This window comes from Salinisphaera japonica YTM-1 (genome assembly GCF_003788585.1).
GTDB classification, from domain to species: Bacteria; Pseudomonadota; Gammaproteobacteria; order Nevskiales; family Salinisphaeraceae; genus Salinisphaera; species Salinisphaera japonica.
In genome coordinates this window covers 19987-43711 of record NZ_AYKG01000023.1, presented here as the reverse complement: position 1 = coordinate 43711, position 23725 = coordinate 19987, and the positions used below count along the sequence as shown (strand labels likewise).

The following is a 23725-nucleotide window of genomic DNA, read 5'->3' as shown; positions in this document are numbered from 1 at the left end:
GGACGAATCAATGACCGGGAAACCCGCCGGTCCCCGTAAACGCCATGAACAGCGAATACCCACAGACACAGAGGGCGATGCCCATTTCGGCAAACAGAAAAGCAACGCCGTATTTGTACCAGGCGTCTGGTTGGCTCTTGTCGAGTGCTTGCTGTGCCATTTCGTGCCTCTTTCCTGTGAAATCCCGGTCCGCAAATGAAAATAAAAAAAAGACGGTTTGAGACAATTCGCCCGGATGCATTCCTGATGGTCTTCGACCACATGATCTATGGCGACAAAACCCACGAAGAGATGCGCTCGTCATTCTCGATCGGTGAAGTCTCGGTGCCGTATGCGCATAAATTCCCTGTATTCATTCGCGTTCATTTACGGACGACATGTTTTGGGAAAACGTGCTCAGTCGGAGATCGGCTTGAACTCGCCGATGCCGTGCTCGGCCGGGCTGCGCTCGTGGCGCGCGGCCCAGAAGAAAAACATAACGAACGGGATGAACAGGAAGATCGCGGTATAGGCATAGCCCATGTGAATGCTCGCCCCGCCGGCGAAAATCAGCGGATAGACGATGCCGCCGGAACAGGACAGGCCACCGATGAAGCCGGCTGCCACCCCGGGCCGGGTCGGGAATAACAGGGGCACGAGTGCGAACGTGCCGCCCGTACCGAAGCTGATGAACAAGCCGAGTGCGACCAGGGCCACGATCGAGACCGGCAACAGCCCGGCCATGCCGGCGACCGTAAGGGCCAGCATGGCGGCCACGATCAACAACAGCGCAATGGCCAGCCAATGCAGGCGCGGCGCGTAGGGCAGCGTCTTGGCCACCACCGGCAGCGGTGTCCAGCCTTTTTTCTGGAAGGTGTCGGACATGAAACCGGCAAACGGGCGAAAAAGCGCGGCCATGAACGATTGCACGGCGCCGAACGTGCCGGCGGCCACCTGTACGCCGGCCACCGTCGTGAAGCCAAGGGCGGCGATCTCGGCCTTGAAACCTTCCGCGAAATAACTCGACAGCCACGAGTTCAGCGCGATCTCCAGCCCGAAGGACATGGCATAGGCCAGCATCAACGCAATCGCGATATAGCGGCTCCACACAAAGACCGTGCCGCGCCAATCGGCCGCGCCCTTGGCCGTGGCATCACGCGTGGCGTGATCACGAGCGGCTTCGCCGCGCCAGAGATACCAAACCGCGATGACCAGCGCGCCGATCCCCAGAAATATGAACGCCCCCTGGTAATCCAGGCCGAATATCCGGGGTAGCAGCAAGGCCCCCACCCCGGCACCGACATTGCCCGTACCGGCATACAGGCCTTCGGCCGTGCCGATCTCGTCGCTGTCAAACCACTGGGCCACGTGCTGGATACCCACCACGAAAGACACCCCGGCAATAGCCACAATCACCCGCTCGATGAACAGCAGCGTGTAGTTCGTGGTGAATCCGGATGCAATCGAGACGATGCCGCAAACGCCGAGAATCACGGCAAAGGTTCGCGGCGCGCCGAACCGGTCAGCCGTCCACCCGGCCACGATGCGCCCGATCGGGGCCATCCAGAGAGCCGAGCTGGCAAGCAGGCCAAGTGCCGCCACCGACAGGCCGTAGTGATCAGCAATACTGGGACTGAAGGCCGCCGTGGCGAACCACATCAAAAAACACCAGAAGAAACCGACGGTCGCGATGATCAACTGCTCTACTTTATGGGTCTTCAAGCGGCTCTCCCTTTCCATCGATCGCAACGCAGCTCGTGCGGCGAGCGATCCAAGCACGTCCATCCGTGCAGGAAGCAGGAACCGTGCCAAGGACGTCAGACACTGCTTAAAAAAAAGCGAAAACCATATCTGGATCAATCGCTTGGCCTTATTGAGCCGTTCATGACGGCTCTTTTGACGCGGGCCACCACCACCGCGTCGTGCACGCCGAGGCAGCAATCAATGGCACCAGAAAAGCGCATCCCGTCGGGCGGCCGGCGCATCGCTGCACGCCGCCAAGGCAACGACAAGAAACCGCCGCGGCCGCCTGAAAAATCAGAGATCGACATGTTGGATGGAATGACCCGTTCGGCCCGCGCGCATAAAAAAACCCGAGGCAGAATGCCCCGGGCTGGTGCGATCAGGCCTGGGCCTGTATTTGTCTCTACAGCTCGTGCTGTTCGAGCCAGTCGTGGGCGACCTGGCTGGGATCGGCGTGATCAACCGATACGCGACGGTTCATCCGTTGCAGATCGGCGGTCGACAGCTGGGCCGATACCGCGTTCAGCACGTCGCGTATCTCATCGGTCAGCGTGGCCTTGCGGGCCACCGGCACGATATTCTGGGCCGGCACCAGATTCTTGTCGTCCTTGAGCAGAATCCAGCCGCGCTCGTCGATCACGCCCTGCGTGGTGAACATCCGAGCCACATCAATCGCCCCGCTGGACAGCGCGCCTTGCGTCAACGGGCCGCCAGCATCCAGCGCGCGGAACTGGCCGAACTCGATGCCGTAGACCGCTTTCAGGCCCGGCACGCCCACATAGCGCGTCTGGGTTTCCGGCGGGCCGCCCAGCGTGAGCTTGGAAGCAACCGGCGCCAGGTCGGACAGTGTCTCCAGGTCGTAACGCTTGGCGGTGTCGGGCGTAACCACGAGGCCATCCTTGTCCTGGGCCGGGCTCGGCGCCAGTGCGACAACACCAGACGGCAGCGTGTTTTTCAGTGCGGCCATCACGGCATCCGGCTTCCCGGCCTTGGATTTGCCGTTACTGAGATAGCCCAGCAACGCGCCGGAATATTCGGGCAACACATCGATTTCGCCGTTTTTAAGCGCCGGAAACACGATCTCTCGCGAGCCGAGATTCAGGCGTTTCTTGACCGCAATATCGTGATCGGCAAGCGCCTCGGCATAGATATTGGCCAGAACGAGTTGCTCGGGAAAATTGGTGGAGCCCACCACGAGTGGCTTTGCCGCCAATGCGGTTGCAGGTACGGCAAGCGCTATCAGCGCCGCGCCAGCAGCAAGACGACGAATCAGTTGGAACGTTGGCATCAAGATAGAGTTTGAACGGGTCATGACAGGATCTTGTGGTGTGGCGCGCGGCGCCGCAACCCGGGCTCATCCCTCACGGCGCAGCCCGGGCGAAACCAGCAGATGTTGCAGGCCGGCCAGCAAGGCCTCGAGCAGCACGGCCAGGACAGCAACGACCAGCGCGCCGCCAACCACCTGCGCCAGCTGCTGCTGGGCCAGGCCATCGATCAGATAACGCCCCAGCCCGCCAAGCCCGACATAGGCCGCCAGTGTGGCCGTGGACAACACCTGCACCGCCGAGGTGCGGATTCCGGCCATCACCAGCGGCATGGCGATCGGCAGCTCGACCTGAAACAGCCGCTGCCAGCGCGACAGGCCAAGCGCGATCGCTGCCGTGCGTACCGCCGGATCGACGGCCTGCATACCGACATAGCTGTTCGTGACCATCGGCGGTATCGCCAATGCCACCAGGGCGACCAGCACCGGCACGAAGCCGAACCCCACGAGCAGAAACATCAGAATCACAAGCCCGAAGGACGGCACCGCACGCCCCATGTTGGCCACGTTGATCGCCAACAGCCCGCCACGGCCCCAATGGCCGAGCCCAATGCCCACCGGCAGTGCGATCAACAGCGCGATCGCCATCGCACTCGTCATGTAATACAGATGCTCGACGATACGCGTCGGCAGGCTCGTTGGGCCGTGCCACTGCGCGGGGGCGACGAACCAGTCCACGAGCTGGCCCGCCACGCCCAGCCCGTCGGCCTCGAGCCCGATGGCCTGCGCGGGCAGGCTCAGCAGGCCAAGCATCATCGCGACCAAAACCAAGACGTACCGGCTCATGTCGCACGCCCGCGTTGCCAGGGTGTAAGCCACCACAGCAGGCCGGCGAGCAGCAGATCCACGCTCACCGCCAAAGCAATCGAGAGCACGAAACCCACCAGAAGCGGCGTCGTGAAATGCAGCGTGAAACCGGTGATGAACAGCTGCCCCAGTCCGCCCTGACCGATCAATGCGGTCACCGTGACCATGCCGATCGTGGTGACCGCTGCGATACGAACACCGGCCATGATGACCGGCAGCGCGATCGGCAACTCGACCTGCACGAGCCGACGACCACGCGAATAGCCGAGCGCTTTCGCCGCCTCGGACACATCGGCGGGCACACCACGCAGGCCTTCCACGATATTGCGAAACAGAATCAGCAGGGTATAGATCGTGAGCCCGATCAGAGACGTGGCAATCGACAGCCCCGTGAACGGGATCAACAGGATGAACAGCGCCAGTGACGGCACCGTGAACAGAATGCCGGTCAGCCCGAGCGAGGGCCCGTAGAAACGCGGCCAGCGTACGGCCGCCAGCGCCAACGGAAAAGCGATCAGCAACCCGAAACCCAGAGCCAGCCCGGTCAGCAGCACATGCTGGCCGAGCTGGGCGCCGATCTCGCCGCCATGACGGGCCACCCAGTCCCACTGAACCAGACTCATGCCAGTGCCTTGCGCAGTTCGGCCGGCCCGATCAGCCCATCCAGGCACCCGTCGTCGTCAACCACCGGCACCACGCCGATCGGGCTGCGCAAGGCGGCTGCCAGCACGCGATCCAGCGCGGTTGTCGGCGAAACCGTATCGGTGAACGGTTGCAGCGCGCTGGCACCCCGGTGGCGCCAGCCCAACAGTCGGCCGGCGTTGTCGTGCACCACAACCCAGTCGTGGACAGTGCTCTCCTTCGCCTCGGGTACCGCACGGTCGTTGTCCACGAGGGGCGGCGCATGCATGCGCGGCGCCTGGCGCACGTCGAGCAGCGCCAGACGCTTGAGCTCACGATCCCGGCCTAGAAAATCAGCCACGAAATCATCGGCGGGTGCGGCCAACAGGTTGCGGGGTGTGTCGAACTGCGCCAGCCGCCCGCCGACGGCAAAGATCGCGATACGGTCGCCCAGACGGATCGCTTCGTCGATATCGTGGGTCACGAACACAATGGTCTTCTGCAGCCGGGCCTGTAGATCCAGCAGCTCGTCCTGCAGGCGTCGGCGCACGATCGGGTCCACTGCCGCGAACGGCTCATCCATCAATAGAATCGGCGGATCGGCCGCCAACGCACGCGCGACACCCACCCGCTGCTGCTGCCCGCCCGACAGCTGATGTGGATAACGCGTGGCCAGCGACGGGCTCAGACCCACGGTTTCGATCAAGCGGTGCACGCGCTCCTGCACGGCCGGCTTCTTCCAGCCCAGCAGCCGCGGCACCGTGGCAATGTTGTCGAACACCGAACGATGCGGAAACAACCCGGAATGCTGCATGACATAACCAATGCCACGCCGCAACGTCATCGCATCCAGCGAATCGATCGCCCGGTCATCGATGGCGATCCGCCCGGCCGAGGCCGGCTCCAGCCGGTTGATCATGCGAAGCGTGGTCGTCTTGCCACACCCGGAGGGGCCGACCAGAACCGTCAACTCTCCCGATGCGATCGTAAGATCCAGACCGTCGACGGCCACTGTCTGATCGCCGTAGCGTTTCGTGACCTGCTCGAACGTGATCACAGTGGCGTGTTCTCATGCACGCCATGGCCATGTATCAACTGGCCCATATCCCTGTCTCCCTGTGGCCTGGCGGCCTCTCTTGAACCGTTATCTTTTATCGGCAACCGCCCATGTACGCCCCGCGGGCCGATACCGATTCGAAAAGATAGCGCGTCGAAGCCAACGCGCGATGGGCTATCCAACCGCCGCGGCTCGTTTCCAAAACCGGGCAACGCAGGGTTGCGAAAAGCCCGCTTACGGCCGTGCCTGAGCGGCTTTTTGCTGCGCGGGCACCTGTTTCAGCTATCGTCGCTTTCGAACTCGCGGAAGTTGATGATGGCTTCTGATAGCTCGTCGGCCGTATTCATGGATACTCGGGATGATTTGGTCCATGCCTTGAAACGAGTGGTCACATCCTTGCCGTCTGAGTTGACGAGCTTGATCAATTGAACGGGCTGTATCTCGCCGGACTCAGGCAGGCGATACGTTACTTCATATGACATTTTGCGCTCTCGGCGTAGGCGTGTTGTTTCAAAACACTATCGCCGAATCTTGACGCAAAGAACAGCGATCAAGGGTTTTCTTATTGCGCCGATACTTCGGGTCGGGCTCGCTCGCCTGTCTTGAACGCCTAACTGTGATCTATCGGTAGGTTGGCACGCCTACGTACTTAGACACACGCCCAGCGGTGATAAACGCGCCACGCTGTACGCGGTAGCGCCATCGCGAGCCGAAGCTCTTAGCGCGCTGCTCGACGCGCTGCGGGAAGTCGTAGCGGTAACGAACGAGCATTATCGATTTACAGGCCAGGACCAAGCAGGCGGACCCTGCCCTGGGTGTGGCCATCGTGCAGTTCGTTTGGTCAGCCGCGGGGCCGGGCGTAAAGGGATGTGGCGCCCTAAGTGCGAGCTGGTCTTGTCGCAGCCCGAGCCGCCGGACACCCCCGGCCCCAGGTTGGGGCCTCAATTATGGGACCGGCTGTGTGTCAGCGAAGGGGGTAGCACGGGGGTAAACGCGCGCGTCTTCATTATTAGATACCCCTCGAAAATCTGCGGTATTTTTAGCCCGGCTTATGGATTTAAGGCTGGCCCTAAAAAGTTAAGCAACACAATAACTGCTATAGACAAGCCGGCAAGTATAATCGTAGTGGCAGTAGCCATTACACCGTAGAGCTTCCCATTGGAAGGCTTATAGGAGAGGTCAGTCTTGACCGTTGCCATGTCTACCTTAATCTTTTCGACTTGATCTTCTATCTTCTCAACTTTTTCATATATATCTTTCATACTGGCTCCGTAGAGTTTCGGTTCTTGATAATCAAACCGACCCACGCCAGGGAACAGATGGACATGGTCTGCGCCAAACTTAGTGTACTGCTCGCCTTCCCTGTTTGTAAGAGGTGGAGTCTCTCTCGGGGGAATATATCTACCACCTTGAGTATAAAGATGGACTCCGCCTGAGCCCCAGTCGTTTGCCCGAATTTCGCTCATCGACTTCAAATTACTTCGACGTGCCGGACGTCATCTTGTTGTTGCGATAATCCTCAGCCGCCTGTTGAAAGGCCGCGGCCATACTCTCTATTTGAGATTCAGGAACAAGAATACGTGCTGTCGTCTCACGTACAGGATGGAGTGACTCAGGGGATACACGGACTTGCATCTCAGCAAAACCATGCTCGTCAGGATTAACCTGCCCCTCTGAGTTGGTGACAGGGACGACTTGCTCTTCCTTTATGCGGGCACTTTCACATGCAAAGTGAACCACAAAATAGCCGTTGAAAGGGCCCATGATACTCACCAAAGGACCAAATGCTGTCGACAAATTAGGAGCGTCTTGACGCTGAATTGTAAAGCCGTTTTTAAGCTGGTCTTCGCTGTTGTCAGTCATGAGTTCCCCGTCATCTTCATTGGTTTCTTAACCATACAATAGCGGATTCTTGAGCTGTCGACTTAACAGTCAGAAAAGCCCGGCGAGTCTCCCCACCGAGCCACCTAACGCCTACCTACAGCCGGCCATTAGCCAGCCGTAGTGCCGCCTTCCTACCTCGCGCCGGGCTTACCCTTCGGCCGAGTCAAGAACGTCATCAAACCCGGCAACAGGATTGCCACAAGCCCCAGCGTCTCCAGCGTGACGTACAACACCAGCCCACGGTCGGGCATAACGTCCGTGCCCTGCACCAAGGTGACGGCGAGGATACCGGCCAGCCCGCCCAGAGTATCTGATAGACCAGCCCGAGCAATCCGTAGCCGACATATCGGCCCAGCCAGATATCGACGTCCCGTCGGTGCTTCTTACAAAATAGGCCGAGGGTCACGGCCACGACAAAGACGGCAGTCACTTGGCTGACACTGAGTACCGCGCCGATGATGCCGTGTTCGTATACGTGTAATGCAATAAGTGCCGCGCCAGCGGCAATGGCTGACGTCCAAGCGGTGTCATGGTTGAGCTGTGCGCGTGTTTCGCCTGCCATAGCGTCTTCCTTGTTGCGTTCAAATGCGACAAAGGAGGTACACTTTTTATGGATGGGGAAGAGGGATTGCTCGCATTCGGCCTTAGGCCGACTGCTCGGCCCTTCGGGCCCAGTCGAGCTTAACGCTCGACTGTCTGGGCGAGCTTGCTCGCCCATCGAACCACGGGGTGCTCATCAGGTCCGCTACGCCAGCCATAAAAAAGGCCCGCTCGAGGCGGGCCTTCCTTATGGCTGGGGAAGAGGGATTGCTCGCATTCGGCCATAGGCCGACTGCTCGGCCCTTCGGGCCCAGTCGAACAAAGTTCGACTGTCGGCGGGCGCCTACGGCGCCCTTTCGAACCACGGGATTCTCATCAGGGCCGCTACGCCAGCCATAAAAAAGGCCCGCTCGAGGCGGGCCTTCCTTATGGCTGGGGAAGAGGGATTCGAACCCCCGCTGGCGGAGTCAGAGTCCGCAGTCCTACCACTAGACGATTCCCCATCAACTGGTTGTCGGTACACCAGCCCTAAAAAGCCGGCGTACCGAGCAGTCGCTTTAGCGCTTGGAGTACTGCGGCGACTTACGGGCCTTGTGCAGGCCGATCTTCTTACGCTCGACCTTACGCGCATCGCGGGTCATGTAACCGGCGGCACGCAGTGCCGGACGCATGCCTTCGTCGTAGTCGACCAGAGCACGGGCCAGACCGTGACGGATCGCGCCGGCCTGGCCGTTCGGGCCGCCGCCGTGGACCGTGACGGTGATGTCGAAACGGCCTGTCGCGTCGGTGGCTTCGAGCGCCTGGCGCACGATCATGCGCGAGGTCGGACGACCGAAGTATTCGTCCAGTGTCTTCTTGTTGACGGTGATCTGACCGGATCCCGGCTTGATGAAGACACGAGCGGAGGCGGTCTTGCGACGGCCGGTGCCGTAGGACTGTTCGGTTGCCATGCTTTAAATCTCCAGCGTCTGCGGCTGCTGTGCGGTGTGCGGATGATCGGCGGCCGGATAGACACGCAGCTTGCGCGCCATGTCACGACCCAACGGACCCTTGGGCAGCATGCCCTTGACCGCATGCTCGATCACGCGCTCCGGATGCGTGGCGAGCTGCTTTTCCAGGGTAATCGACTTCATGTTACCGACGTAGCCGGTGAAGCGATAATAAACTTTCTGCTGCGGCTTTTTGCCGGTGGTTTTCACATTGGCAGCGTTGATGACGACGATATGATCGCCGACGTCCATGTGCGGTGTGTACTCCGGCTTGTGCTTGCCGCGCAGGCGGAACGCGATCTCGGAGGCCAGACGACCCAGTGTCTTATCGGTAGCGTCAACGACGAACCAATCGCCGGGGACCTCGTTTTTCTTCGCGGAAAACGTCTTCATTGCAATACTCGTCAGCCGTAGCGAAACACAGCAGCGCCGCTGCGAAAGCGCGCAATTCTATAGCCGTAACCCGGGCTTTGCAACGCTTTTCTTAACCCCGTGTGATCGCCCAGCGCGCCGCACGCTCAGTCGCAGTGTCGAATGATCTCGGAAAGCGCCTTGCGCCGGCTTTTCGGACGACGCAACGGATAGCCATACCAGATGAGACCCACACAATACTCGCGTGTCGGATCGGCATCGATGGCCTGTAGAAAGGCGCTTTCACGGGTGACCGCCCCGCTGGCCCATTTGGTGCCGATACCCGCGCTGTGCAGATAGATCGAGAGGTTCTGAATCGCGCAGGCACAGGCCGCATAGTCCTCACCGGCCATGATCGGGTCATCATGGCGCAGACACGTCACGGCCAGCCAGCCGGGCATCTGTGACCAGCGCTCGCGCTTGGCCTCGGCCACGTCGTCACCCTTGCTGGCCGCGACCAGCGCGGTGTTGAGCTCGATGATCCGGGCCTTGGTAGCCGCGCCGATCAGCGCAAACCGCCAGGGCTCGGTCAGGTGATGATTAGGCGCCCAGCGCGCGACCTCGATCGCCTCATGCACGATCGCGGCGTCGGGCACGGTGTCATCGCGGAAGCGGTCGACTGTGCGTCGCCCGCGCAACAAGGCCGCGGCATCCGCCGGGGCGACCGGACTATCGGTCAGGCGCGTACTGTCGGTCATACGATCACTCGGGCGTTTCGGCCGTGCTTGACGCGTCTATGGCCTGATTGGCCTGAGAGATGCGCGCCAGGATCTGGTCGGCCAGATCGTTTTGCATCTGTTCCAGCGTGTGTCGTCGCTGGTCGTCGATGGACAGCCGCTGGCTGGCCTCGACGCTGTAATCGCGCACGGCCACCACGCGCTCACCGGCCAGGCGGGCCTCGCCGTTGACGGTGTAGTTGTAGGTGACCTGCACACTCAGCTGATACACCGCGGCATCACCGTCCACCGGGCTGACCGCGATCGTGCGCTGGTTCTGGGCGACCCTGACGATACGCAGCACCGCCGGTGCCGTGGCGCGGCCCAGTTGATCGCGCTGGCGCAGGCGTTGCTTGAGCACCCGCACGACTTCCGGGTCACCCACGGTGTAGTCGTTGTCGTAGAGCACGGCCATCTGCTCGACGTTATCGGGCAGGACCGAACGCCCCTGCAGGTGAAAACCACAGCCGCTGATGACGAGCAGGCCCAGCAGGGCCGTTGCGAGGCGCGTCGCGCTTGACAGGCCGCCGGCGGCGATCGTGGATTTAAACATAGCCTCAGACCACCAGGTTGACGAGTTTGCCGGGCACCACGATCGTTTTCTTGATCGGCTGGCCGTCGATATGCCGGGTGACGTTCTCGTCGGCCACCGCAGCGGCTGCCACTGTATCGCGATCGGCGTCGGCCGGCACCTCGATACGCGCGCGCACCTTGCCATTGACCTGGACCACCAGCGTGAGCGTATCGCGAACCAAGGCGGCCTCGTCGGCCACAGGCCAGTCAGCGTTCATCACCAGCCCGTCGTGGCCCAGCTCGCGCCAGAGCGCGTCACAGATATGCGGGGCGATGGGGGCCAGCATGCGCACGATGGCCGTCAGTGCTTCCTGGCGCACGCCTTGCAGATCCGCGCTCGGCGTATCGTCCAGACGCCCCAGCGCGTTGACCAGCTCCATGATCGCGGCGATCGCGGTGTTGAAGGTATAACGCCGGCCCACGTCGTCGCCGACCTTGGCGATGGTTTCATGGAGCTTGCGCCGCAACTCGGCGCCCTCGCCTTCGGCCGACGTGGCCGGGGCGACAGCGCCTGCAGCCACGTGCGTGGCGACCAGACGCCAGAGCCGGTTGAGAAACCGGTTGGCGCCTTCCACGCCGGCATCCGACCATTCCAGCGACTGATCCGGCGGGGCGGCAAACATCGAGAACAGACGCACGGTGTCAGCGCCATAGGTCTCGATCAGTGCCTGCGGATCGACCGTATTGCCCTTGGATTTGGACATCTTGGCGCCGTCCTTGAGCACCATGCCCTGGGTGAGCAAGGCCTTGAACGGCTCGTCGTGGACAGCCAGGCCCAGGTCGCGCATCAGCTTTTGAAAGAAGCGGGCATAGAGCAGATGGAGGATCGCGTGTTCGATGCCGCCGATGTATTGATCGACCGCCATCCAGTAGTGCGCACGCTCATCGATCATCGCGTTCGCATCGGGGCACGTGAAGCGCGCGAAATACCAGGACGACTCCATGAACGTATCGAAGGTATCGGTTTCGCGTTTGGCGGCCTTGCCGCAAGCCGGGCAATCCACATTCACGAACTCGGGCATGTCCGGCAGTGGCGAGCCCGCGCCTTGTGGGGTCACGTCTTCGGGCAGTTCGACCGGCAGATCGGCCTCGGGCACGGCCACCGGGCCACAATCATCGCAATGAATGATCGGGATCGGCGCGCCCCAGTAGCGCTGGCGCGACAGGCCCCAGTCGCGCAGTCGATATTGGGTCTTGCGCCGGGCGATGCCGCGGCCTTCCAAGCGGTCGGCGATGGCCGCGAAGGCGGCCTCGAAATCCAGGCCGTTGTCCTCGCCCGAGTTGACGAGCACGCCCTTCTCGGCCACGGCCCCTTCGCTGATGTCTGGCGCGTTGCCGTTGGCATCGGCCACCACGGGCACGATCGGCAAATCATAGGCGGTGGCAAACTCCCAGTCGCGCTGGTCGTGGGCCGGCACGCTCATTACCGCCCCGGTGCCATAGCCCATGAGCACGAAATTGGCCACATAGATCGGAAGATACGCGCCCGATAACGGATGCACCGCCTCGACCGGCAGCCGATAGCCTTTCTTCTCGCGCGTGGTCAGATCGGCCTCGGCGGTGCCCGCGGTGCGGCACTCGTCACAGAACACGGCCAGGTCGGGGTCAGCATCGGCGGCGGCGGCCACCAGCGGATGATCGGCGGCCAGCGCCATATAGGTCGCACCGTGCAGCGTGTCCGGCCGCGTGGTGTAGACCGTCAGCGGTGCGTCGTGGCCGGCCACGGCGAAGTCGATCTCCAGCCCCGTCGAGCGCCCGATCCAGTTGGCCTGCATGGTCTTGACCGCCTCGGGCCAGCCGTCCAGGCCGTCCAGATCATCCAGCAGCTCGTCAGCATAGTCGGTAATGCGCGCGAACCACTGCGGGATTGCGCGCTGCTCGACCAGCGCGCCCGAACGCCAGCCGCGCCCGTCGACCACCTGCTCGTTGGCCAGCACGGTCTGATCCACCGGGTCCCAGTTGACCACCGATTCCTTGCGATAGACCAGGCCTTTCTCGAACAGTTTGATGAACAGCCATTGTTCCCAGCGGTAGTACGACGGATCACAGGTGGCGATCTCGCGCGACCAGTCATAAGCAAAACCCAGCTGCTTCAACTGCTCGCGCATGGCCGCGATGTTCTCGCGCGTCCACTGGGCCGGCGGCACGCCGTTCTTGATGGCGGCATTCTCCGCGGGCAGGCCGAAGGCATCCCAGCCCATCGGCTGCAGCACGTTACGCCCGCACATGCGGTGATAGCGGCTGATCACATCGCCAATGGTGTAATTGCGCACATGCCCCATATGCAGCTTGCCGCTGGGATAGGGGAACATCGACAGGCAATAGAACTTCTCGCGATCGTCGGCTTTGACAGCAAACGCATCGGCCGCATCCCAGCGTTGCTGGACATCGGACTCGATGGTGTCGAAACGATAGCTGGCTTCCATGGGCGCGCGAATCTTTGGCAAGGCAATAGGGGCGAAAGTGTAATGCCTTGGCCTTGTCGTGTCCCGAGGCTTGGTTGTTTGAAGGCTATCCGCCGATGAACGCCGATGGCCGCAGATGAAGAACGTGGCTGTAAATGCACTTTCGTGTCGTATCAGGCGGCAGCCAATGAAATGCGCCGCTGGCTTCGTTCTTTCAAAGCTATCCGCAGATTTTGCGGATTGCACAGATTTTGGCTCGGGTGGGGCTTGGCGTTGTGCGGGACTGGCGCGGTGGTATTGGTGCGGCGGATGGATTGTTATTTATCCGCCGATTAACGCCGATGTCCGCAGATGAAAAACACGACTATTGATGTGCTCGTGCGTGGTATCGCGTAGCCGCGTACGCGAATCCTCTCGCGGGCTTCGTTCTTTAAGAGCTATCCGCAGATTTCACAGATCGCACAGATTGGGTCTGCGGGCGCGCCAGCGGTTGCGGGACTGGCGTGGACGCTCAGGCGAGTTTTCTGCTTTTTATTGATCCGCCGAGGCACGTCGATGAGCGCGGATAAGACACGCAAGAAAAATTCGTTGATTGTCCGGTGGGCCGTCGCGATCTACTGCCTAGCCACCAACCTATTCATCACATCTGTCTTCTTTCATCTGCGGCCATCGGCGTGCATCGGCGGATGAATAACAAACACCTGCCACGCAAAACCGCCACGACAGTCCCGCACGCGCCCAGGCGCTCCCCCGAACCAAAATCTGTGCAATCTGCGGATAGCCCACAAAGAACCACCCGCAGACCCGAAACGAAGCTACACGCGCCCGGCCAGAGCACGGCGGCGATCGGCCACGCGGTTCTGGCCGCGACGACGCAGGGCGCCGGCGGCCGCACTCAGAAGCCCTAGTAGCACGATCGTGCCCGAGCCGGCCACGACCGGGGTTTCGCCGTAGCGCACGAAGGGGGTTACCCCTTCACGGGGTACGACCATGCCGGTCAGGCGGGTGCGCACGTCTTCGTCGGTTCGGGCGAACACACGGCCGGTGAAGTCGATATGGGCCGAGATGCCGGTATTGGCCGCGCGCACCATCGGCCGGCCCATCTCGGCGGCACGCATGCGCGCGATCTGCAAATGCTGGGGCGGGCCGTTGCTGCCGGCAAACCAGGCATCGTTGGTCACGTTGACCAGGATATTGGCCCGTGGCATTTCGGTGAGAATATTGCGCGAGAAGACATCTTCGAAACAGATCGAGGCGCCGAGGGCGATATCCCCCTTGTAGAACAACGGCTGCACGCGCTCGCCGATCGCCAGGCCACCGATCGGGGCCCCCATGCCGTCCAGCAACGCGCCGAGCCATTTCGGCCCCGGCACGTATTCACCAAACGGCACCAGATGACGCTTGTGGTATTCACCGCGCCCGGCGCCCAGTGCGATCAGGCTGTTGTAATAACGCTGGCCGTCCGGGTCCAGGCGCAGCAGGCCGGCCAGCACGAGCTGATCGTTGGCCGCGGCCTGCCGGCTGATCCGGCGTAGCGGCGTGGCCACGCGCTGGGCCAACGCCGGGATAGCGACCTCGGGCCAGACCACCAGATCGGCATCGCTGGTTTCGGTCATGCGCTCATAGCCCGCCATCGTGGGGGCCAGCGTTGCCGGGTCCCATTTCTCGGACTGCTGCGTGTTGCCCTGAACGACCGTGGCCTTCATGGCCGGGCCGGCCGGGTGTGTCCAGTGCACGGCCGGCGGCAGACACCACAACAAGACCGGAGTCGCCAGAATCAGCACCAGTGCCACAAGCCGGGCCGGCACGCGCCCGACATAGAGCATGTACAGAGTGCCGGCCGCGGCCATGACCAGAAACGACAGGCCGTGCACGCCGATGATGGGCGCCAGCCCGTTGACCGGTATCTCGGTGCCGATATAGCCAAGTGCCAGCCAGTCGAAGCCGGTGAACACCCAGCCGCGCAGCCATTCGCCGATCGTCCAGGCTGCCGGCACGGCCAACAACGCCCAGAGCGTCAATGGCAGCCGCCGCATCAGCCCGGCCAGTGCACCGGCCAGTGCGGGATAGAACGCCAGATAAACGGACAGGCCACCCACCGACAACACCGCGAGCGCAGCGGGTACGCCGGCATGGCCGTGCATGGCGACATAGATCCAGTACACGCCGGTGGCGAAATGCACGCTCGCGAACACGAAGCCGCGCCAGGCACAACGCACGGGGCCGTGCCCGCGCCAGAGCGCGACCAGGCCGAGCACGGCCAGCAGCGTCAGCGGGTACAGGTTATAGGGGGCAAAGCCCAACGTAGCCACGCCGCCGAGTGCGGCCGGCACGAGCCAGTCGAAGACGATCCTGCGCCAGGCGCTCATGATCGGATCATTCCGCGCCTTCCGGCAGAACGGTCATCTGAAACAGATGAATACGGCGCGAATCCGCGCGCTGCACGTTGAACTGGAAGCGATCGATGATCGTTGTCTCACCGCGCCCGGGCATATGTCCGAACTCGTGCATCACCAGCCCGCCGACGGTATCGAACTCGTCGTCGGAGAAGTCGGTGCCGAAGTAACGATTGAACTCATCGACCGGCGTAAGTGCATGCAGCTGATAGCGGTTCTTTTCCTGGCGCAGGATATTCGCGCCCTCTGCCTCGTCGTATTCGTCGTCGATCTCGCCCACGATCTGCTCGAGCGCGTCTTCGATCGTGACCAGCCCGGCCACGCCGCCGTATTCATCGACCACCACGGCCATATGATTACGCGAGGCCTTGAACTCCTTGAGCAGCACGTTCACGCGCTTGGATTCGGGCACATACACCGCCGGGCGCACGATGGCATCCAGCACGAAGGCATCGCCATCGGCGCCCTCGACGCCCAGCAGATCCTTGGCCAGCAGAATCCCCACGACCTCATCGCGTGATTCCCCGATGATCGGAAAACGCGAGTGCCCGGATTCGGCGGCCGTGGCTCTCACCTCGGCCAGCTCGGCGTCGGAGTCGATGACCACCATCTGCGAGCGCGGAATCATGATATCGCGCACCTGCTGCTCGGATACGCGCAACACGCCCTGCATCATCCAGAGCGCGTCGACATCCAGCAGCTGGTTTTCCTGGGCCTCGGCCAGCACCTCGACCAGTTCTTCTCTATCACGCGGCGGGCCGGCCAGGCTCATGCCGATCTGGCGCAGCCAGCCGCCTCTAGACGGGTCGGGATCGTCGTCGCTCATGCTCGTGCGGCCTGGGCCGCCTCCTCTATCGATGGTTCAGGCGCGGGGTCGCGCTTATGCCTCGTTCGGCAATGCGTAGGGATCGCGATGGCCAAGCCCGGCCATCACACGGCGCTCGGCCGCTTCCATGATCTTGGCCTCATCATCATCGATATGATCATGGCCGAGCAAGTGAAAGCTGCCGTGCACGATCATGTGCGTGAAGTGCGCGGCCAGCGATTTACCCTGTGTGGCGGCCTCGTCGGCCACCACCGGCATACAGATCACCAGATCACCCAGCGCCCGAAACCCGGGCAACGCGACATCGGCCGGAAACGACAGCACGTTGGTGGCATGGGGTTTGTCGCGCCACGCCGCGTTGAGTGCGGCAGATTCATCGCGATCAACCAGGCGCACGGCAAGTGAGACCTCGTCATCGGCGTGATCGATGCCCTGGGTGTCCAGAACGGCTGCCACCACCGCCTCGATATCCACGGCTTGGATACCGGCAAAACCGGCGGCCTCGCCGGTGGTATCGACCTCGATCACGAGGGGGCCGCGCCGTCCTCGGCCTCGGCGTCGTAGGCCGCCACGATTTTCTGCACCAGCGGGTGACGCACCACGTCGCTGGCGGCAAAGCGCGTCACGCTGATGCCGTCGATGCCCTTGAGCAGGCGTACCGAATGCGCCAGCCCGCTGGCCTTGGACGACGGCAGATCGACCTGGGTCATGTCGCCCGTGACCACCGCCGTCGAACCGAAGCCGATACGCGTCAAGAACATCTTCATCTGGGCCACAGTGGTGTTCTGAGCTTCGTCGAGAATGATGAACGCCTCGTTGAGCGTACGCCCGCGCATGTAGGCCAGCGGCGCGATCTCGATCACCTGCTGATCGATCAGCCGGCCGACCCGCTCGTGGCCCAGCATTTCATAGAGCGCGTCATAGAGCGGGCGCAGATAAGGGTCGATCTTCTGGGCCAGATCGCCGGGCAGAAAACCCAGGTTCTCGCCCGCCTCGACCGCCGGGCGCACTAACAGTAGCCGGCGCACACGCTCGGATTCGAGCGCGTCGACCGCCGCAGCCACCGCCAGATACGTCTTGCCGGTACCGGCCGGGCCGATGCCGAAGTTCAGGTCGTTGTTGGCCAGATTGGCCAGATAACGCCGCTGGTTGGGCCCGCGCCCGCGCACCATGCCGTTGCGGGTCTTGATGACCACGTCGCGCGTGGGCTCGGCCGGGTTGTTGGCGGCGGCCTCGATCCGCTCGCGCTCGGCCGTGCGGGCCACCACGTGCACGCGCTCGGTATCCAGCGCGCCCGTGGCGGTGGCGGCATACAGCTCGTTCAGGGTGTCGATCGCCGCCTCGGCGGCGTTCTCACTGCCCTCGATCTGAAACAGATGTCCGCGGTTATGCACGGCCACGTCCAACGTGTTCTCGATCAGGCGCAGATGCCCGTCCTGTGGGCCGCACAGGTTGGCCAGACGCGCGATGTCCGGCGGATCGAGCTCGATGGTTTTTTTCAGCAGTTCTTCAGCCAAGGGGCCTCGACACGGTTGATGAGCGTGGGCGTTGCCGGTTCAGGCAGGCGCCAGCGGCTCTACGACGGTTTCATGAGTCTTGATGCGGCCACGCAGTGAATTATCCAAGGCCTCGGTGATCTCGATTTCAACGAAATGCCCGGCCATGCGCGGGTGGCCTTCAAAGTTCACCCAGCGGTTGGAGTCTGTCCGCCCGGCCATCTGGCCGCCACCGCGCTTGGATTCGCGCTCGACCAGCACGCGCTGCGTGGTGCCGACCATATCGGTCATGAGCTGGCGATTGAACACGGCAATACGATCCTGCACGCGCTTCAGACGTTGTTTCTTCAACGCCCGCGGCTCGTCGTCGGCCATATCGGCGGCCGGCGTACCCGGCCGGCTGCTGTAGATGAACGAAAACGCGGCATCGAAACCGATCCGCTCGATCAGATCCATCGTGGCCTCGAACTCGGCCGCCCCCTCGCCCGGATGGCCCACGATGATATCCGTCGACAGGCTGATGTCCGGGCGCACCGCGCGCAGCTTTTCGATGCGCTCGATGAAGTGCTCGACGCTGTAGCCACGGTTCATGGTCTCCAGCACGGCGTTGGAACCCGACTGCACCGGCAGATGCAAAACATTGGCCAGCTTCGGTACACGGGCATAGGCCTCGATCAGCGCATCCGAGAACTCCAGCGGGTGGCTGGTGGTATACCGAATACGTTCAATGCCCTCGAACTCGGCCACGAACTCCACGAGCATGGCCAGATCACAGATCGAGCCGTCGGCCATGGGCCCGCGATAGCCGTTGACGTTCTGGCCCAGCAGCGTGATTTCCTTCACCCCCTGCTCGGCCAGCTCGGCGATTTCCAGAATCACATCGTCAAACGGCCGGCTGATCTCTTCGCCGCGGGTATAGGGCACCACACAGAAGCTGCAATACTTCGAGCAGCCTTCCATGATCGAAACGAACGCCGTCGCGCCCTCGGCCCGTGGCGCCGGCATGGCATCGAACTTGTCGATCTCGGGGAAGGCGATATCCACAATGCCCGCGCCGTTATCGGCCACGTCATCGAGCATCTGAGGCAGGCGGTGCAGCGTCTGCGGGCCAAAGACCATATCCACGAACGGGGCCCGCTCACGGATGACGTGGCCTTCCTGCGAGGCCACGCAGCCGCCCACGCCGATCACCAGATTCGGGTTGGCGTCCTTGAGCGGCTTCCAGCGGCCCAACTGCGAGAACACCTTCTCCTGCGCCTTCTCACGAATCGAGCAGGTGTTCAGCAGAATGATGTCGGCCTCTTCCGGAGTCGCCACGCGCGTGGCCCCGCGGTTCTTGGCCAGTACGTCGACCATCTTGGCCGAGTCGTACTCGTTCATCTGGCAGCCCCAGGTGGCCACGAACACACGCGGCGTGTTGGCGTTTTCGATGGTCTCGGACATAGATGATCGGCTCCGGCAGCAGCCAGGATATGACCCGCTAGTCTAACGCATCTGGCTGGCCGCCTCGTAGCCCCTGCCGTCGCCGGCGAGCCATCAGTCGGCGCTGTGCCTCCATGACGTACGCAGCCGCCTGCGATGACAGCGCGATCGCTGGCCGCTCCAGCATGCGATATGCCAAATCCGCCACACCGAACATCGAGACCAACGTGACTGGCAACAGCACGACCAACGACAGACGGTCGGCGAAGACATGCAGCATCGCCAAGAGCACCAGCGGGTGAAACAGATACAGGCTGTAAGAGATTCGCCCGAGGTAACACAGCGCCGGGTGTTCCAGGCAGCGTCGAAACCGCGGTGCCGCGGCCGCGGTGATCAACAACAGCGCCGATCCGGCCATTAACGGCCAGTCATAGGGCACCATGGTCGCCAGCCCGAAGACCTGCATGGCCTGACCGCCGTGTACACAGAGTAGAAAGGTCAATATCGCCAGAAGCAGCCGCGTGCGGGGAGACAGCCGGCGATAAGCCGCAATCAACGTCTCTCGATGTCGCGCCAGGCTCGCACCGATGGCGAAGGCCAGCAGGTAGTGTACGGTCAAGACATATGCCGTCAGCCCACCACGATCAGCAACACCGGCCACCGCGTTCAGCCATGGCCAACCGGCTTCGACGCCGGGCTGGCCGATCCAGGCCACGGCCACGCTAGCCAACACGAACGGCCCGAGTGCGGCCCACCCGGGCAAGCGACGCACCAGCCAGAAGATTAGCGGGAACAACAACGAGATCCGCATCTCGTGAACAAGCGTCCAAACCGTGAAATCGTAACGATCGGCATTGAACTGGCCGAGAAAAATCGCGTGCTCGGCAACGGCCTGCCATGTCACCGGCCATGACCAGAACTTGCTGATCCAGCTGTTGAAGCCGGTCAGCGTATCGCCATCGACACCGTAGGCCCCGACGACTCCAATCATGACTGCCGCAGCATAAGGGACGTACAGACGCATCACGCGTTTGACCACATAGCCGGCCATCGACAACCGTGCCCTCTGGAGCAGCAGATACAACACGAAGCCGCTCAGCGTAAAAAACAGCACGACAGCGGCCTGACTCTGCCAGAGCACATGCAGCGGCGTGAATGCCGCCACGCGCGTCCAGTCGAAGAAGGTGGCATAGACCGGATCACTCTGGCCTTGCAGCACTTGAATCAGATGTCCGAAGACAACAGCACAGGCAGCCAGCCCCCGCAGAGAATCAAAAGCGTGGATCCGCGAAGACGACGCGCCCGACATGATGCTCGCTTGGCCGACGGCCGGCCCGACAGACGAATGACGTTGTCATTGACGCCGCATGGGCCGAATCGTTCCGTCAGCCGCGGTGGCGGGCAGCCATTCGCGGGCCGGCTGTGATCAGTCAGCGTATTTTCGTGGCCGCAGACGCCCGATCAGCCAGGGCGCGACGAGCAACGCCACGGCCGCGATATACAGCCCGATCGAAATTCCCGAGGCCCAGAGCACATCCGGCGAGCCGCCGCTGATCGCCAGCGCCCGGCGTAGATTGACCTCGGCCAGCCCGCCCAGCACGTAACCCAGAATCACCGGCGCCAACGAAAAACCGAACTTGCGCAGTACATAACCGAACACACCCACGGCCAGCATGGTGTAGATGGCGATCGGATCGGAATGCAGTTGATACACGCCAACGAAAGCCAACAAGGCCACGAACGGCACCAGCACCCAGCGCGGTATCGTGAGCACTTTGGCAAACAGGCCGGCCAGCGGCAGATTCAAAAGCAACAACACGACGTTGCCGATATACAACGAGGCAATCAGCCCGCCGGCCACTTCGGGCCGCTCGGAGAACATCATGGGCCCGGGCGTGATGTTGTAGAGCATGAGCGCGCCCAGCAGCACGGCCGTGGTGCCCGAGCCGGGGATGCCCAGCGTGAGCAGCGGCACGAACGAGCCCACGGCCGAGGCGTTGTTGGCCGCCTCGGGGGCGGCCAGGCCGCGCATGTCGCCCTCACCAAACGTGCCCTCGCGATCGTTGATGCGTTTTTCCGTGGTGTAAGCCACGGCCGAAGCCACCGAGGCGCCGGTACCCGGCAACGTGCCGATCACGAAGCCCATAAATCCCGAGCGTAGGATCGCGCCGCGACAGGCGATCACTTCCTTGAACTTCACGAACACACGGCCCACCGCCGGCATATCGGTCACGCCGTCGCGGGCCGCCTGCTCCAGCATCAGCAGAATCTCGCTGACCGCGAACAGCCCGATGATAAGCACCACGAAATCGATGCCGTCATACAGCTCGGGCATATCGAAGGTATAGCGCAATACGCCGGTGGAAGAATCCACGCCGATCATGGCGATCATCACGCCCAGCACGGCGGCGATGCCGGTCTTGAGCGGGTCGCTGCCCATCATCACCGACATCGAGGCAAAGGCGAAGATCATCAATGCAAAGAACTCGGCCGGGCCGAACATCACCGCTACCCGCGCTAACAGCGGGGCGAACAGGGTGAGCCCAATTATCGCAATGGTCGCACCTACGAACGAGGCCACCGCCGACAGCCCCAATGCCGGTCCGGCCAGGCCTTTCTTGGCCAGCGGATGACCGTCCAGCGTGGTCATCACCGCCCCGGCATCGCCCGGCACGTTGAGCAGAATCGACGACATGCGCCCGCCGTATTCGGCGCCGGTATAGATACCCGCCAACAAGATCAACGCCGACTCGGCCGGCAGACCCAGCGTGTAGGCCAACGGCATGAGAATCGCGATGCCGTTGATCGGCCCGATGCCCGGCAGCGCACCGAAGAACGTGCCAAGAATGGCCCCGCAGAGCGCCAGCCCCAGGTTCAGGGGCGTGAGCGCGACATCGAAGCCGTGAATCATGAAATCGAACATCGATGTCTCCTAGTAAACAAGCCAGCTGCCGACCGGCAGCACGATGCCCAGCGCCCAGACGAACAGGCCGTAGCTCGCGGCCGTCAGGACCACACCGGAAATAATCGCCTTAACCCAGGTCGCACCGAAGATCCGCGCCAGCACGATCATCGCCACCACGGTGCTGGCCAGATAACCGGCGCGGGTGAACAGCGCGGCGTAGGCGATGAGTACAACCAGCACACCGACCAGCTGGGCGCCCACGCGCCCACCCGGCAGACCGGTGCCGGCCGCCGGGCGCAGCATCAACGTGATCGACATGACGCCAAGCGCGCCCGACAGGATCAGCGGAAACGCCGTGGGCCCCAACGGGTCATAGGCAAACGGGACGTGCATGGCCAGCGCCATGGCACCAAAACCAATCGCCAGAACCAGAAGCAGCCCGGCGAAGATGCGATCGTTGTGCGTGGAAGAATCCGACATCACTTGAGCCCTACCTGTCGTGCCAGTGCTTCGAACTCGTGGGCCTGGTTGACCACGTAATCATCGAAATCCGCGCCAAAGCGGGCCTCGGGGAACAGCCCCTGCTTGGTGCGCATGGTCTTGAACTGATCGGTGGCCGCCAGCTTTTTCAAGCGCGCCACCCATGTTTCGTAATTGGCATCGGTCACGTTCGGCCCCATATAGAAGCCACGCCAGGTCGGCCACTCGATGTCATAGCCCTGCTCCTTGGCGGTCGGAATATCGCTATAGACACCGCCCAGGCGCTGATCGGCCAGAATCGCCAGCACCCGGATCTTGCCCGAGCCGATATGACCGGCCATCTCCGAGGCATCGCCGGTGAAGACATCGATGTGATGGCCCAGCAGGCTGCCCATGGCCTCCCCGCCGCCTTCATAAGACACAAAGCGCAGATCCTTGGGCGCCACGCCGGCAGCACGTTTGGCCACCAGCGCGATCTTCATCCAGTCCTGGCTGCCGATCGAGCCACCGGCCCCGGCGACGACGCTGCCGGGATCTTTTTTCAGTGCCGCCACCAGATCGGACAGCGTCTTGTAGGGCGAATCGGCGGCCACCACCAGCACGCCGTAATCAGCGGCAAACGCGCCCAGCCAGCGCACGGCGTCGGCGTCGTAGGAACCGAACTTACCAAGCGCCAGATTCACCGCCGCCCCGGTGCTGGCGGCCACAACCAGATCACCGTCGTGATCGCGGGTGGCGTTGACGTGGTTGTAGGCCACCGCCCCGATGCCGCCAGGCATATAGCTCACGATCATGGGCGTGGTCATCAGGCCGGTCTTCTGTAGGCCGTTGGCCAGCAGACGACAGGTCAGGTCATAACCCCCACCGGGCTTGGCGGGCGCGATACACTCCGGATGATCACCGGCGACCTGTTTCTGGCAGCCGATCAACGCGATAGCGACGAGCGCGATAGACGCGACGCGCCACCACCGGGCTGCGCCGCGGCGGGCAGGCTCTTGCATGAGACTCTCCTCGATACGGCCCGGCGGCAGCGCCGGGCACGTGCTGGCACACGACGGGGTCGTTATGCTCTTGTGATCGTGCGAACCATGCTAGGGAGGCCTGCTGTCATGAACCTGTCAGAACCGAGCCGATTCGCGCCGACTTTAGTC

At 62.6% G+C, this 23725-nt stretch carries 23 protein-coding genes and 1 tRNA gene; all 24 read right to left on the bottom strand.

The annotated features are described in order from the left end of the window. Positions 1–7 precede the first annotated feature (7 nt). On the bottom strand, positions 8–160 hold the full coding sequence (locus SAJA_RS15120; RefSeq protein WP_184999806.1) for a hypothetical protein: 153 nt from the start codon (positions 158–160) through the stop codon (positions 8–10). Between the two features lie 236 nt (positions 161–396). Next, complete coding sequence (locus tag SAJA_RS08205) at positions 397–1701, bottom strand: MFS transporter (protein WP_221180171.1); 1305 nt, start codon at positions 1699–1701, stop codon at positions 397–399. Between the two features lie 424 nt (positions 1702–2125). Continuing rightward, a complete protein-coding gene (locus SAJA_RS08200) occupies positions 2126–3010 on the bottom strand; it encodes an ABC transporter substrate-binding protein (RefSeq protein ID WP_184999805.1) in 885 nt (294 codons plus the stop codon). Positions 3011–3076: 66 nt separating this feature from the next. Beyond that, a complete protein-coding gene (locus SAJA_RS08195; RefSeq protein ID WP_221180170.1) occupies positions 3077–3832 on the bottom strand; it encodes an ABC transporter permease in 756 nt (251 codons plus the stop codon). Then, entirely contained in the window at positions 3829–4470 is a 642-nt protein-coding gene (locus tag SAJA_RS08190; RefSeq protein WP_425471657.1) for an ABC transporter permease, read from the bottom strand. The genes SAJA_RS08195 and SAJA_RS08190 overlap by 4 nt, the downstream gene beginning before the upstream one ends. A 2-nt stretch (positions 4471–4472) precedes the next feature. Beyond that, complete coding sequence (locus SAJA_RS08185; RefSeq protein ID WP_123658184.1) at positions 4473–5531, bottom strand: ABC transporter ATP-binding protein; 1059 nt, start codon at positions 5529–5531, stop codon at positions 4473–4475. A 278-nt stretch (positions 5532–5809) separates the two neighbouring features. Beyond that, the gene (locus tag SAJA_RS08180) at positions 5810–6013 is read right to left on the bottom strand and encodes a hypothetical protein (RefSeq protein ID WP_123658183.1); all 204 of its coding nucleotides are present in this window, start codon (positions 6011–6013) and stop codon (positions 5810–5812) included. Between the two features lie 567 nt (positions 6014–6580). Continuing rightward, complete coding sequence (locus SAJA_RS08175; RefSeq protein ID WP_123658182.1) at positions 6581–6793, bottom strand: hypothetical protein; 213 nt, start codon at positions 6791–6793, stop codon at positions 6581–6583. 214 nt (positions 6794–7007) lie between these two features. Continuing rightward, positions 7008–7394, bottom strand: a complete 387-nt coding sequence (locus tag SAJA_RS08170) for a hypothetical protein (RefSeq protein ID WP_123658181.1) — start codon at positions 7392–7394, stop codon at positions 7008–7010. A 990-nt stretch (positions 7395–8384) separates the two neighbouring features. After that, positions 8385–8458 (bottom strand) — tRNA-Gln (locus SAJA_RS08165). Between the two features lie 54 nt (positions 8459–8512). After that, a complete protein-coding gene (gene rpsI / locus SAJA_RS08160) occupies positions 8513–8905 on the bottom strand; it encodes a 30S ribosomal protein S9 (protein ID WP_123658180.1) in 393 nt (130 codons plus the stop codon). A gap of 3 nt (positions 8906–8908) precedes the next feature. Next, positions 8909–9337, bottom strand: a complete 429-nt coding sequence (gene rplM, locus SAJA_RS08155; protein ID WP_123658179.1) for a 50S ribosomal protein L13 — start codon at positions 9335–9337, stop codon at positions 8909–8911. Positions 9338–9462: 125 nt separating this feature from the next. Beyond that, positions 9463–10053, bottom strand: a complete 591-nt coding sequence (locus SAJA_RS08150; protein ID WP_123658178.1) for a nitroreductase family protein — start codon at positions 10051–10053, stop codon at positions 9463–9465. Between the two features lie 4 nt (positions 10054–10057). Then, positions 10058–10624 (bottom strand): LPS-assembly lipoprotein LptE, encoded by a 567-nt coding sequence (locus tag SAJA_RS08145; protein ID WP_123658177.1) that lies wholly within the window; start codon positions 10622–10624, stop codon positions 10058–10060. A gap of 4 nt (positions 10625–10628) precedes the next feature. Beyond that, positions 10629–13070, bottom strand: a complete 2442-nt coding sequence (gene leuS / locus SAJA_RS08140; protein ID WP_123658176.1) for a leucine--tRNA ligase — start codon at positions 13068–13070, stop codon at positions 10629–10631. 794 nt (positions 13071–13864) lie between these two features. After that, on the bottom strand, positions 13865–15418 hold the full coding sequence (lnt, locus tag SAJA_RS08135; RefSeq protein WP_123658175.1) for an apolipoprotein N-acyltransferase: 1554 nt from the start codon (positions 15416–15418) through the stop codon (positions 13865–13867). Between the two features lie 7 nt (positions 15419–15425). Then, positions 15426–16271 (bottom strand): CorC family transporter, encoded by an 846-nt coding sequence (locus SAJA_RS08130; protein ID WP_123658174.1) that lies wholly within the window; start codon positions 16269–16271, stop codon positions 15426–15428. A gap of 54 nt (positions 16272–16325) precedes the next feature. Then, complete coding sequence (gene ybeY, locus SAJA_RS08125; protein ID WP_245963268.1) at positions 16326–16799, bottom strand: rRNA maturation RNase YbeY; 474 nt, start codon at positions 16797–16799, stop codon at positions 16326–16328. Next, positions 16796–17788 (bottom strand): PhoH family protein, encoded by a 993-nt coding sequence (locus tag SAJA_RS08120; protein ID WP_221180169.1) that lies wholly within the window; start codon positions 17786–17788, stop codon positions 16796–16798. The genes ybeY and SAJA_RS08120 overlap by 4 nt, the downstream gene beginning before the upstream one ends. A 39-nt stretch (positions 17789–17827) precedes the next feature. Then, positions 17828–19210: a tRNA (N6-isopentenyl adenosine(37)-C2)-methylthiotransferase MiaB gene (gene miaB / locus SAJA_RS08115; protein WP_123658173.1), complete on the bottom strand. Its 1383-nt coding sequence runs from the start codon at positions 19208–19210 to the stop codon at positions 17828–17830. A gap of 37 nt (positions 19211–19247) precedes the next feature. Beyond that, positions 19248–20498 carry an acyltransferase family protein gene (locus tag SAJA_RS08110; protein WP_123658172.1) on the bottom strand — a complete coding sequence of 417 codons (1251 nt, stop codon included), beginning with the start codon at positions 20496–20498 and terminating at the stop codon, positions 19248–19250. 117 nt (positions 20499–20615) lie between these two features. Next, on the bottom strand, positions 20616–22112 hold the full coding sequence (locus SAJA_RS08105; protein ID WP_123658171.1) for a tripartite tricarboxylate transporter permease: 1497 nt from the start codon (positions 22110–22112) through the stop codon (positions 20616–20618). Positions 22113–22121: 9 nt separating this feature from the next. Beyond that, a complete protein-coding gene (locus SAJA_RS08100) occupies positions 22122–22574 on the bottom strand; it encodes a tripartite tricarboxylate transporter TctB family protein (protein ID WP_123658170.1) in 453 nt (150 codons plus the stop codon). Continuing rightward, on the bottom strand, positions 22574–23575 hold the full coding sequence (locus SAJA_RS08095; protein ID WP_123658169.1) for a Bug family tripartite tricarboxylate transporter substrate binding protein: 1002 nt from the start codon (positions 23573–23575) through the stop codon (positions 22574–22576). The genes SAJA_RS08100 and SAJA_RS08095 overlap by 1 nt, the downstream gene beginning before the upstream one ends. Positions 23576–23725 lie beyond the last annotated feature (150 nt).